The organism is Nitrobacter sp. TKz-YC02, from assembly GCF_049852135.1.
GTDB classification, from domain to species: domain Bacteria; phylum Pseudomonadota; class Alphaproteobacteria; order Rhizobiales; family Xanthobacteraceae; genus Nitrobacter; species Nitrobacter vulgaris.
The window spans coordinates 2463965-2475731 of sequence record NZ_CP180728.1; the positions used below are offsets into that span (position 1 = coordinate 2463965).

The following is an 11767-nucleotide window of genomic DNA, read 5'->3' on the forward strand; positions in this document are numbered from 1 at the left end:
GCTTAAGTTTTGGGAAACGTCGGCTGTGGGCGCAATAGCATTCACCAATATGGCTGAAGTCGGAGACAGATGAACGTGGCGGGACGTTTTCTGAACGGAGCGGATGTGTTGCACCGCTCGCAGGAATACCGGTCATCCAGAGTTCTAATCACGATCGAAGTTTTGCTGAAAGCCGACCTCGTTGGCACAGGGCTCGCAAATGGTTTTCAGTCTGCCATTCCGACTATATTGGGCGTGCGATTTAGTTTAGACTCACCGCCGGTATTCTGCTCTCCTTTCGCAGCTTTCTTATACGCTTCTCGTAATCAGAGAGGATAATCGTGCGATCGTTTCAACGTCTTGCTATGAGCATCGCATTCTCCGCGGCGATCGCGGTAGGAGCTACCAACGTTTGCGCCGAAGACGAGCCGCTTGGCGTTCGGTTGGTCAATCAAATGAACGCGCGCTACGGCCAGCATACGGGCGTTCGCGCGAACCACGCTAAGGGTGCCGTGTTTGAAGGTATCTTCACGCCGGCGCAAGGCGCGGACTCCTTCAGCTCGGCTGTCTTTCTCAAAGGCGCCCCGACGCCGTTGGTCATTCGATTCTCAAATGCAGGCGGCATCCCTGATGCGCCCGACACCCACCCTTCTACCGGCGGTATTCGCGGCATGGCCATCAAGTTTCGTCTCTCGGATGGCAGCGAGCAAGACATTGTCTGTATATCGGCCAATGGGTTTCCGGTGGCAACCGGCGAGGATTTTCTAGCTCTGCTCCAAGCCGTCGGTGCGAGCGGTCCCAATGTCCCCAAGCCGACGCCTATGGAGAAATTCTTGTCGATTCACCCTGCGGCTGCGGTGTTTGTCACCACGCCTCGGCCCGTGGCTGTCAGTTACGGCACGCAACCTTTCTTCGGCGTGAACGCGTTCAAGTTCACCAACACGCAAAAAACAAGCAAGTTTGGCCGCTATCGCATCGTACCGGAGAGCGGCCCGGCCTACGTGACCGACGAGGAGGCGGCGAAGCGTCCTCCGAATGCATTAGCTGACAATCTACGGACGTCACTCGAAGCAGGACCGGTCAAGTTTCACCTTTTGGTGCAGGTTGCTGCCGCTGACGATCCAACCGCGGACGCTACGAAAGTCTGGCCGGATAGCCGTCCGACGATAGAACTCGGAGAAATCGCAGTCATCAAGGCGTTGGATACGAAGAAGATCGAGAACGATCTGCTATTCCTACCGACCAATGTGACGACCGGCATCGAAGCTTCGGATGACCCGATCATTAATACGCGTACCGAGGCGTATGCCGAGTCGTTCAGTCGCCGCACCAAATAGATCGTTCGCCAGGTCATATTGACAAAGTCGTGACCATAAGAAGATCCGCCGCCTCATATAGACGAAGATCATCGCCACGACCGACAGCCAGACGAATACCAGCCCGATCCTTGTGTGATGTCCACGGAGCAATGGCTCGACTTCATCGGCATCAGCCTAGACCCGAAGAAAGCCGACGGAATGCAGTTCACCATCAACCTCGTTACGCCTGACAATGGCGAGCAGTACGCAATCGAAATGAGCAATGCGACGCTCACCAACATCCGGGGCTTCCAGGCCAAGAATCCGACCCTCACGGTGACCGTGAACCGCGCCGATCTCAAACCAAGTGATGATGGGTCAAGCGTCGTTCGACGATTTGATCGCGTCTGGCAGGGCTCGGTTCGACGGAGATCGGAGCGGTTTTGATCGCCTCCGCGCCATGCTTGTCCCTTTCACACCCGACTTCGAAATTCTTCCGGGCACCGCGGCGAAGGAGTCGACATCCCCACCGAAGCCGTTTGAGGTCCACAACCTGATCGTGAGCGACTGAATTTTAGCGCGGCTGTCGGCATACCCGGAGCCTCCGAGCGCTGGTATGGCTCTGGGGTTTACCCGGGCTCGATCTCAGCCGAGCAGACCCACGACACCACTTGCCGCGAAATTTAGCCCGACCGATCTTTCGGTCGATAGCGGCTGGAGGATGATCGTGCGGCGGAATCCACCGATCAGCGCGTTGGCCCCAAAGCCCGGCCCAAATGCGATATTACCGCTGATACCTACATAATTGCCGCGCAGTGTGCCAGGACCGATGCATGAGTTCCTAGCAAGAACGGCCCACGAAAGGACCGCTCCGCTGGTCACTCCGAGGTCAAGACCGACACGCCTGATCCTCCCTTCATAAACAGCAGCATGATGTTCATCGCAACAGCGATCCAGTGTAGCGCCTGGGTCCAGACGAGTTGCATCGTGAACACGAGCATGATGACGAGCGTCAGAAGAATGGTGAGAGACAACGCGGCAAACTTCGAAAGCCTTGCCTCAAGTGCCTTTTGAATCGGCCAGACGAGCGCCATACCGAAGAGTACGAAGGCTATGGGTTCAAACAATGGTCGCGCAAGGTAAAGCGCAGCGGCTACCGGAAAGACCGCAAGGAGAAGCTGGACGCTGTGACCGGTTTCAAATCGACTCGGATTTGGCGACTGCCCCTCATTTAGTGGAGGCGAAATCGTCATTAGCGAGAGTCATCCGCTGTCGCCGTAATAACCTCGGCGTCCTTGTTTCCACATCTCGACGATCCATTATTCTGGATAAGAGTATTCAGTCTCGACATGCACACCATGCCGAGCGGGAGTATCCAACTCGCGGACCATAATGAACGCCAATATGTTCCCTGGCTCCGACATCGAGTCGGTGCGATAGGCGGCCATTATCCCGTTCTGCGCAGCAACGTATTCTGCAACGGTCTCGCCGAACATATTTCGTTGCACGGCAATCTTCTGGCCGGCTTTGACCTCCTCGTCGAGCTTCGCCAGATATTCGACGAGACCGCCGTGGGTTGCTATGATCGGAGCTGCCCCATTACCGATCTTCATGCCGGCATCCGCCGCGGTGCGCCCAATCGCGCCACCGATCACACCGTAGTGCTTCAGAACGTTTGTAGTGCCTTCGACAAACAGGCCGATCATGTCGCCATTGAGAATCCGCGCGGCACCAACTTCAGGTGTGAAGCACGGGATGCCGGCGTCGACGAACGCATTATGCAGAACGCCGGGATAGGCCGCATCGTCCCACATTTGCCCGACGGGATAGAGATCCGTCATGGTCTTCACGTCGGGGATGCTGCGATCGCCGATAATGAACGCAGCGATTTCCAGACCCGTAGCTCCGGTATGGAAGTCGATCGCAAGGTCGGAATTCGGTTTCAGAAGCCGATTGAACAGAAGGCCGGCGTGACGACTCGTGGCGCTCGCCCCGTTCTCGTTTCCCGGCCACTCGCGATTCATGTCGATGAGGCCGATGCCGCGCCCAGAATTGGGCCACCGGCGTTGCATGCTCTCCAAGGCCGGTCGCGCGATGTCCAGCACTGCCATGACCGTTCCGGACATCTGCTTCGGATCGAGTTGCTCCATCACGGCTTGCACCGTGCGGATCGAGCTCATTTCATCGCCATGCACACCGCTGGTCAAAGTGAAACGCTTGCCGGGTCGAGCGCCCTTGGCCACGACGACCGACACGTACCAGTACTGGCCGCCCGGCGCCTGCACACCTTGAAAATAGAGCTGGTGCTTTTTTCCGGGCTCGAGATCCGCAACATCAAGCCGGCTGACAACCTTTCTCTCCTGAACCGTTTCACCTGTATAGATGGTCCCGGCCCTCGCCTCCTCTTTTCCAGAAGTCTGCTGCGCGGTCGCGGTGGCGGCTTCCCCGATGACGATGGCCGCCGCCCCAGCAGCAGCGATGGAGCCGGTCATGAAGTCGCGCCGATCAAGAATATCTCTGTCTTTAGCTGAAGCCGACATGGGCACTCCCCCACGGGTGGGAACTTTGATCACGCGCCGTTTCACAACGATATCTCGACGGTCAGGAAGTGCGACGCTGCGATCGGCGTCCATTTGACGCCCTGCGGATTAAGCAGTTCAGCATACATACGGAAACGGCTGATGGATATGGACATTTATTCAGATGCCATGCTCTTTGCCATCAGGTAGGTCCGCTGAGAGGGCGCGGGCAAGACAGCGCGAAATAGTCATCACGTACTCAATCCTGCACTTCACCATTACCATCAAGTCGCTTCCGAAATTGCAGCATGGCATCCGGACTTGCCGGCCCATTGAAGCTAATAGCGGCATCCCATCAACGTCTATCGGAAGAAACCCCGAACCGAGACAGGAGGGATACTCCCAAACGGTTCGGCAGAATCTGCGGAGAAGACACTCCGCGCCGTGCGTTGAACTACTATTTGCGTCACTTGCGCCGACACGTGCCGCGCTTTGCTTTGGAGCTAATCGCTACGAGCAATAGTTTCCAGCGGCCGTCTCACCTGGAATAGCTTCAGAATTGCGAAGCAGGCGGATGCCGCAGCAAGGTGCTTCAGCGTGTGTCCGCTAAGAATTCCACCGAATGAATAAACCTGATGGTCATAATGCTCCAGCAACTTGGCTAATGCATAAAGCGCCACAGCGGCGCCCCAGTAGGAAGCGCCGGTGTATTTGGGCGAAAACAGGCTTAGAATTAACACCAGTGCAGTAAATGGGAAAAATTGAGCCCACGCGTATAGTCGCAGATCATCTGTCCAGCGCCACATCAGAAGACTGAAAATGCCGACTGCAAGCAGCGGCCGCAGCAACACCACACCGGCCTTTGGATCCACGCGCTCCTCAACCACCGCCGAAAGTATCGCGGCGAAGCAGAGCGTCATCGGTAATCGATCCCAGAACAACGTCGGGTCGCTGGGATTGAGATGATAATAGGATGAGCCGAACCCGGTGAGGAAAATTCCGCCAAATAATACGAAAGTTGTTGCGCTGCGCCCAAACTGCACGAGACCAACCGCGCCCACGGCGATAAATGGAAGATTGGACACGACATTCCAGAAATTCGGTATGCCGAGCACCTCGCGCTGGTCGGCAAACTGATGATAGTCCTGGTTCTGCAACAAGGGCGGAATCGGCAGTAACGCCGCAAGCGTAACAATCATCAATCCGTACAGAAATAGTACCGGACGATCGCGAACTATTCTGCCAATTTTCATCAGCGATGCGCCCTGAAGCGCTGTCGGATTGCGCAACACTTCATTACTCGAAAGTATATATCGCGATGGTAGCGCAATGGCGTCCGGTAGCAAGAGATGGACACAAGATCAGTTTTGATTTCACGGCAACGATTTGGCGAACCGCACTTGGCAAACAAAACCTGGCGGACGATCGTTTGCTGGCATGCCGCTGATCATGATATCTGATGCAAGCTTACGTTCGGCATCCGTAATAGTTCGACGACGCTGGTGGAAGAAGCCATGAGTGTGCTTTTCAGGTTTCTGACTTCATCTTTGCGCTGGCTGATGAAGGCTTTTGGCTTTTTCTGTCTCGCTCTGGCCCTGACATGGGCGACTCTGGCCATCTACTATTCAAACCTCCCATGGCCCGGACTGCGCATCGCGCTAGCGATAGTCTTTGCAGCGTTCACGATTTGGGCCATCTGGTTTTCCCATCGGCGGCGCATGTCCGTGATGGCAACTCTGCTGTTCGTCGGCGTGGTCGCATGGTGGATAGCCATTCCCCCTTCGCATGATCGTCCCTGGCGACAGGAAGTCGCGGTGATGCCACGAGCCATCATCGACGGCGACAATGTGCACTTCACTGGCGTCCGCGACTTCGACTATCGCAGCCGGAGCGACTTCACGGTCCGCTACCAGGAGCGGGATGTTCAGCTGTCTCATCTGACCGGCCTCGACTTCTACGTAGCCTACTTTGCTGAGGGGCCGGTCGGGCACACCTTCGTGAGCTTCATATTCGACAATGCCGAGCCGATGAGCATCTCCATCGAAACACGGCCGGAGGTTGGCGAAGGCTTTGCGCCCGTCGCCTCCCTCTTCAAGCAATTTGAATTGATCTACATAGTCGGCAGCGAACGTGATCTGGTGGGTGTGCGCACCAATCACCGTCACGAACCGGTATATTTATATCGCCTGAATACCCCTGCGGAGAGTGCGCGCCGACTATTTCTTGTCTATCTGAACCGGATCAACGAACTTGCCGACACGCCTGAATTCTATCACCTGCTGACCAATAGCTGCACCATCAATATTATCCGCTACGCCAACGCCGCAGGCAGGCAGGGGCGGTTCGATATCCGCCACCTGCTCAACGGCTTGATCGATAGCTATCTTTACCACTCGGGCCGAGTGGACACGACGTTGCCGTTTGAAGAACTGAGGCGACGCTCTCTAATCAATGAGGCCGCGCAGGCCGCCGACGGGAAATCATATTTTTCTGAGCTCATCCGGGCCAATCTGCCAACGATTCCGCGATGAATTACGCAATGTGCCGTCCACCTCGTCAGATATTGTTGTTGGTCCAATCTATGCCCGCAACCGAAGTGAGGTGAGGTGAGAATATTTCCTCAAGTCCTGCGATTATTGGAAAGATCAATCGCCGTTCTGTTACGGCTCTATCATATTGGACCTCACCGCGTATCGCACGAGGCTTGCGATTGAGTTGATCTCTAATTTCAATTTCCGCATGGCCGTCGCACGATGAGCTTCGGTGGTCTTCACACTGAGAAGAGGGAGCTAATCTGCCTAAGTGGGCGCGCATTCGCATGAGACTAAGGCTTGCGGCAATCAGGTGCTGGCACGTGGAGTCATGGAGCTCCGATGCGAGCCGCTGATGGATGTCCTCCTGAATGGAAGCAAGGCTAACATTGCTACGAATGTCATCCTCCCCGCACAAGATCCGGTGGCAACCGATCAATCGGACGCCACCGCCTGGATGGATGACCGGAACGGCCGTCGTCTCCGCGTCATGCCTTGAACCTCCAAATGCGAGTCCGTGACGGACCCTAACCTCACTCCCTTGTGCAACACATGCCTGGAAAGCTGAGCAAATTAATCGAGCGTCTTCCGCGCCCATATAGCCGAAGACATCCAGCTTCCGGACGTTCCGTGACGAAATTCCAAGAGCAGCCTCGAAGGCCGGATTGATAGCCTCATACGTAAAGCTTCCCGCGTCCAAAGGACGTACCGCAAAAAGAAGATCCGAAGTACGATTCCAGTAAAGCTGATCGTAACTTCCTTCCGAACCGGTCAGTGACACCTCGCCAAGCACGGTTCTGCGCGTCATCATGCTGCCCATTATTCACAGAGTAAATACTCTACTATCTTGAATATGCATGTGGGCGCCTAAGCATCACAAGACACCCCTTCATAATATTCAAGATCCCGCCGGGGAGGAGATCAACACCGGGATAGCTTCCCGATTCGTCGCGAAGATATCTCCGAATTGGACCATTGCTTTGCCGCTTGCACCTGATCAAGACCGCGCCGAGGCGGCCCTTGACCGTGAGAATCGAATCCTCCCAGGCTATTCAGTGCGGCCTTTGGAGCGATAGGAAAAGCGGTAGCGGCCGTCGGAGCGCGTGGAATTGCGGAGACGGAGCCGCGTAGGCTCGGATTTGTGGGTTCGGCGGTCTCGATCGATACACGCACCACCGTAGCTGACCCCGGAATTGCACATTTGGTCATTGTCTGGCCATCAAGTTTTCGGAGACGGCTGAGGGGAATCTACCGTTCGGGTTTCAAAGTTATCATCGAATAAGGGAGAGCTGCCGATGATCCGCCGACTGTGGGTCGTAGCGTGGGCGTTGTGTCTCTTTTCTATGCTGGTTGTGGCCGGCGCTCAGGCTCAGACCGCAAAGGCGCCGACATCACCCAAACCAGATGTGACACAGCGGGCAGATTCTCCTTCGGATGCGCCAGCCACCGCGCAGCCAGCAAAACCGCCTGCTGCTTCGCTCAACACGGCCGAGATCGTTGCACGTGCCAACAAAAATGTCGGCGTCGACATCGAGAAGAGTATCAACGGCTGGGAGCAGGAGCTTTCGCGCCTGGAGAGTGATCTAAAAAAGCCACGCTTGAGCTATTCCGAACTGAACGACCTCCGTGACAAGCTCCAGCGCGTCCGCAGCGAGATTGGAAGCTTTGGCAAGCAACTTGAACCTGTACTCGCGGCCGCCAAGGACCAATTGGGCCTGCTCGGGCCGGCGCCGGCCGCCGGTCAACCACCCGAGCCGGATGACGTCGCACGAAGTCGGGCCGACCGGACCTATTACCATGGAGTGTTGACCGGAGGTCAGAAGGAGATCGACTCCGCCAATCTGCGCATCGACAAGCTCATCGATGCCATCCAAGACATCCGTCGAAAGAATTTCGCGACGCGCCTGTTGCAGCCGCTCCCTGGCATTTACTCGTCTGAGACCTGGGCGCGTGTGCCGGACTATGTTCCATTAGCCACATACCGCGTTCGCGACATCGTGACCGACTGGTGGGGCAGTCTCGGCGATCAGGACGATGTGAAGCTCCTCGTTTTCGAAGCCGGACTGCTCATGCTCGGGCTCGCTGTTGCCGCCGCCTTCGGAACCTGGCGGTTGCGCCGCCGGAGATCCGAGGACGTTGATCAGCCGTTCTGGCGGCGGGCTGCAGTCGCGGGCGCCATCGCCTTGCTGTGGCTCTTGCCGGTCTTGCCGATCGCTTTCCTCTACGGGCTCGTCGCCGACACGCATCAACTGCCTAAACGTGTCGATTGGCTGCTGTACACGACTGCGCAATCCATCATCACCGTTCTCGCGGTCAGCGTGCTTGTCATCAGCGCGTTCGCACCGAGGATGCCGCATTGGCGGTTGATCCCCGTCTCTGATCGTACAGCACGTCGAATTTGCGGACTCCTTCTGGCGCTCGCAATCGCGTACGGCGTGACCAGCTTGCTCTACATGGTCACCCGTGTTGTGCAGGCCCCCTTTGCGCTGACGATCGCGGTTGCGCTTCCGTCGAGCCTGCTTTTGGCTGGAATCATCGTTGCCATCCTTCTTACGCCGCTAGTGGGGCAGCACAAGGACCAAAGCCTCTCACCGCGGCTCCTCGCCGTGCTGCGGGCCCCTGTTTGGATCGCAGTCGTCGCGATCATCATCTCGGCATTTGCCGGATACTTGGCGCTTGCTCGGTTTCTCGCGCAACAATTGGTCGTGACCGTCTCCATTATGGCGTTTGCCTACCTCCTGCTGCTGTGGGTCGATGGACTGATGCAGGGCTTGGGCGACGACCGTGCAGCGACAGGCCGCTGGCTCAAGGAAAGCTTTGGTGAGCAACACCAGCGGCACGAGCAGTTGGCTTTGCCGATTGGCCTGCTCCTTAAGGCCATTGTGGTCATACTGTCGGTGCCCCTCATTTTGCTCCAGTGGGGGTACAGTTGGCCGGAAGTCTACGACTGGTACTCGCAGCTCTTCTTCGGTTTCCGGGTTGGCAACACCCAAGTATCCATTGCGGTGCTCCTCGCGTCGGTGATGGTGTTCGGGCTCGCCTATGGTGCCGCGCGACTTTTCCAGGGCTGGCTCGATGAGCGGGTTCTCAAGGCGGCGGGTATTTCGGGCGGCCTCCGCGATTCGATTCGCGTTGGAGTGGGATACGGCGGCGTCGTCATCGCAACGCTTGTGGCCTTCTCTTACGCAGGCTTCGACCTGTCCAATCTCGCGATCCTGGCCGGCGCATTCTCCGTCGGCATCGGGTTCGGTTTGCAAAGTATCGTCAATAATTTCGTGTCGGGGCTGATCCTTCTGGCTGAGCGCCCCATCAGGGTCGGTGACTTGGTCGTCGTCGGAGGCGAAGAAGGTTATGTTCGCAAGATCAGCGTGCGTTCGACCGAGGTCGAGACGTCTGAGCGAGCGAGTGTTGTGATTCCGAACTCCTACTTCATCACGGAGAAGGTGAAGAACTGGACATTGCGCGATAACAGACGTCGTATCGCGATCCCGGTTAAGGTTGCGAATGGCTCCGATCCGCGGGCGGTCAAATCGATTCTGCTCAAGGTCGCCCAAGACCACCCCAGTGTCCTGACACTGCCTGCGCCGTCGTTCGATTTTGAAGATTTTGGTGTAGATGGCCTCACGTTCAAACTTTACGCTTTTGTCGATGTGCGCGCGGGCGGCAACGTGACCGCGGATCTAAGGATCGCTATTTTGGAAGCCTTCCAGGAGGCCGGGATTTTGATCCCGTCCCGGCATGCGGAGGTCACGCTGCAGACAATCGATCTGTTGCGTGAGACGGCGGAACATCTCTCAGGTGACACTCAAAAGACAAAGGTCAAAGCCAAAGGGTCTGCTTCAGGGCAGCTTGCCAATCTACCAAGACAGTCGGCAAATCTCGTCAGGCCCTAGGCTTGTTGCAAATGCGGAAACCTTGCAATTTGAAAGGCGCTCTTCAATGAGCTTAGGGGACTCGCTCTAACAACCTGCGTTTCATGAACTGTCCGGCTGACTTGAGCGCCAGCCGGCCATCCGTAAGGCTGGCATTCCAGAGAGGCCACGCATGAATCATTTCTGGCCACACCTCCAAAGTCGTCGCAACGTTGGCTTCCGCGGCAGCTTCCGCAAAACGTGTTGAGTCCGAGAGCAATGTTTCAGCAGAGCCGACTTGAATGAGCGTCGGTGGAAATCCTGCAAGGACCGAAAACAAAGGGGAAAGAAGTGGGTTCCTGCGGTCGAGTGATGTGGGAGCATAGGCATCAGCTAACTCCACCAGGTAGCCACGGTGGATAATTGGATCGATATGATCCTTGCTCTCCAACGTCCTTCCGGACATGGTGAGATCAGTCCAGGGTGAAACCAGCCACGCGCACGCCGGCAAATCTTCGCTCGCCTCGCGCAAGGCGTTGATCAGGGCGATCGTGAGATTGCCGCCGGCGCTGTCGCCGCCAACTACAATATTCCGCGCGTCGATGCCTTGTTGGCGCAGATATCGCCAACCGATCATGGCATCGTCATGCGCAGCAGGAAACGGATGTTCCGGCGCTAGCCGATAGGAAATCGCCAACGTGCTTATACCAGCGGCGCGCCCGACCTCTGTAACAAGGCGTCGATGGCTCGCAATTGAGCCCGAACAGTAGCCGCCGCCATGAAAATACAGAAGTACCCGTGTGGCGTCCGCCCCGGGCGAAAGCGACCATTCCCCTGCTACATCTCCGCAATCGACTGTTCGTAGCTCTACATCGTCCGCCACCGGCCAAATTGAGCCGACTTCATCGAGACGTTGCCTTCGCTGCTCCCATCCGATCGGACGAGGCTTTGAAGACAATATTGCGCGGATACTTTCAATCTCTCCCTCAGCCAAGCTGTCTCCCCTCGATAGCCACCAAAAACAAATGGGGACCGTATTGCGTAGATACCTGCCGCGCGGTCTATCTCGACGCGCCGAACCTCACAGGCGCTTCACCCTCAGTGGTCAATGGAGTCCCCTGACAGAGGGAAGAGCACCATGCCGCAGTATTGTTTTCACTTTATAAACGGGAATCCACTGATCAGCCGTAATCGTGGATTTGTCTGACCTCGACGCAGCCAAAGCCGAGGTAGCAAAATTCGTTGGCGCGGTTTTGATGTCGGAACAACCCGCCCACAATCAGTTCGATTCAGAACTCAGTGACGTTTACGAAAAATATGACCGCACTGTCCCCCCAGCAACCGGAGGCATTGCCTCGTTATGTATATACAACTATACGGCGCAACCGAAGTCATTCGGAATTCATTCTGACGGTATGTGCTGGATGTTTTTGAGAATGAGAATCATCACTGGATAGACGATGCGACGCGGATTATTGATTCAATTTCTCTCGTCGCTACCGACGTCGGCCTTTCCGTCGAGCGCCCCTCATTGACTTCGATCCTCAACGTTGTCCCTGCGAAGGTAGAAACAATACACCCCGTGGACG

The 11767-nt window shown here is 56.5% G+C and carries 10 protein-coding genes and 1 pseudogene; 5 read left to right on the plus strand and 6 right to left on the minus strand.

Going from position 1 to position 11767, the window contains the following annotated elements:
- Positions 1 to 320 precede the first annotated feature (320 nt).
- The 3 genes from ACM561_RS11685 (at position 321) to ACM561_RS11695 (ending at position 1848) form a co-directional block, all read left to right on the plus strand.
- Positions 321 to 1316, plus strand: a complete 996-nt coding sequence (locus ACM561_RS11685) for a catalase family peroxidase (RefSeq protein WP_425905239.1) — start codon at positions 321 to 323, stop codon at positions 1314 to 1316.
- A 117-nt stretch (positions 1317 to 1433) separates the two neighbouring features.
- Positions 1434 to 1724, plus strand: coding sequence for an alkyl sulfatase C-terminal domain-containing protein (locus tag ACM561_RS11690; RefSeq protein WP_425905240.1), 291 nt, complete (start codon positions 1434 to 1436; stop codon positions 1722 to 1724).
- Complete coding sequence (locus ACM561_RS11695) at positions 1651 to 1848, plus strand: alkyl sulfatase C-terminal domain-containing protein (RefSeq protein WP_425909732.1); 198 nt, start codon at positions 1651 to 1653, stop codon at positions 1846 to 1848. The genes ACM561_RS11690 and ACM561_RS11695 overlap by 74 nt, the downstream gene beginning before the upstream one ends.
- 74 nt (positions 1849 to 1922) lie before the next feature.
- On the opposite strand, the gene ACM561_RS11700 is transcribed toward ACM561_RS11695, so the two are convergent.
- The 4 genes from ACM561_RS11700 to ACM561_RS11715 form a co-directional block, all read right to left on the minus strand.
- Positions 1923 to 2159, minus strand: a complete 237-nt coding sequence (locus ACM561_RS11700) for a DUF992 domain-containing protein (protein WP_425905242.1) — start codon at positions 2157 to 2159, stop codon at positions 1923 to 1925.
- Complete coding sequence (locus tag ACM561_RS11705; protein WP_425905243.1) at positions 2156 to 2404, minus strand: hypothetical protein; 249 nt, start codon at positions 2402 to 2404, stop codon at positions 2156 to 2158. Before ACM561_RS11705 ends, ACM561_RS11700 begins: the two co-directional genes overlap by 4 nt.
- Before the next feature lie 192 nt (positions 2405 to 2596).
- A complete protein-coding gene (locus ACM561_RS11710) occupies positions 2597 to 3817 on the minus strand; it encodes a M14 family metallopeptidase (RefSeq protein ID WP_425905244.1) in 1221 nt (406 codons plus the stop codon).
- Positions 3818 to 4299: 482 nt separating this feature from the next.
- Positions 4300 to 5085 carry a ceramidase domain-containing protein gene (locus ACM561_RS11715; RefSeq protein ID WP_425905246.1) on the minus strand — a complete coding sequence of 262 codons (786 nt, stop codon included), beginning with the start codon at positions 5083 to 5085 and terminating at the stop codon, positions 4300 to 4302.
- A 213-nt stretch (positions 5086 to 5298) separates the two neighbouring features.
- Here ACM561_RS11715 and ACM561_RS11720 point away from each other — a divergent pair, with 213 nt between their 5' ends.
- The gene (locus ACM561_RS11720) at positions 5299 to 6327 is read left to right on the plus strand and encodes a DUF4105 domain-containing protein (RefSeq protein ID WP_425905247.1); all 1029 of its coding nucleotides are present in this window, start codon (positions 5299 to 5301) and stop codon (positions 6325 to 6327) included.
- Between the two features lie 129 nt (positions 6328 to 6456).
- Here ACM561_RS11720 and ACM561_RS11725 read toward each other — a convergent pair.
- Positions 6457 to 6576: pseudogene (locus ACM561_RS11725) on the minus strand (DNA-binding response regulator); the annotation flags it as partial.
- A gap of 1046 nt (positions 6577 to 7622) precedes the next feature.
- Between ACM561_RS11725 and ACM561_RS11730 the strand changes: the two are divergent.
- The gene (locus ACM561_RS11730; RefSeq protein WP_425905249.1) at positions 7623 to 10220 is read left to right on the plus strand and encodes a mechanosensitive ion channel domain-containing protein; all 2598 of its coding nucleotides are present in this window, start codon (positions 7623 to 7625) and stop codon (positions 10218 to 10220) included.
- A gap of 52 nt (positions 10221 to 10272) precedes the next feature.
- Here the strand turns inward: ACM561_RS11730 and ACM561_RS11735 are convergent, their stop codons facing one another.
- Positions 10273 to 11172: an alpha/beta hydrolase gene (locus ACM561_RS11735; protein ID WP_425905251.1), complete on the minus strand. Its 900-nt coding sequence runs from the start codon at positions 11170 to 11172 to the stop codon at positions 10273 to 10275.
- Positions 11173 to 11767: the final 595 nt, after the last annotated feature.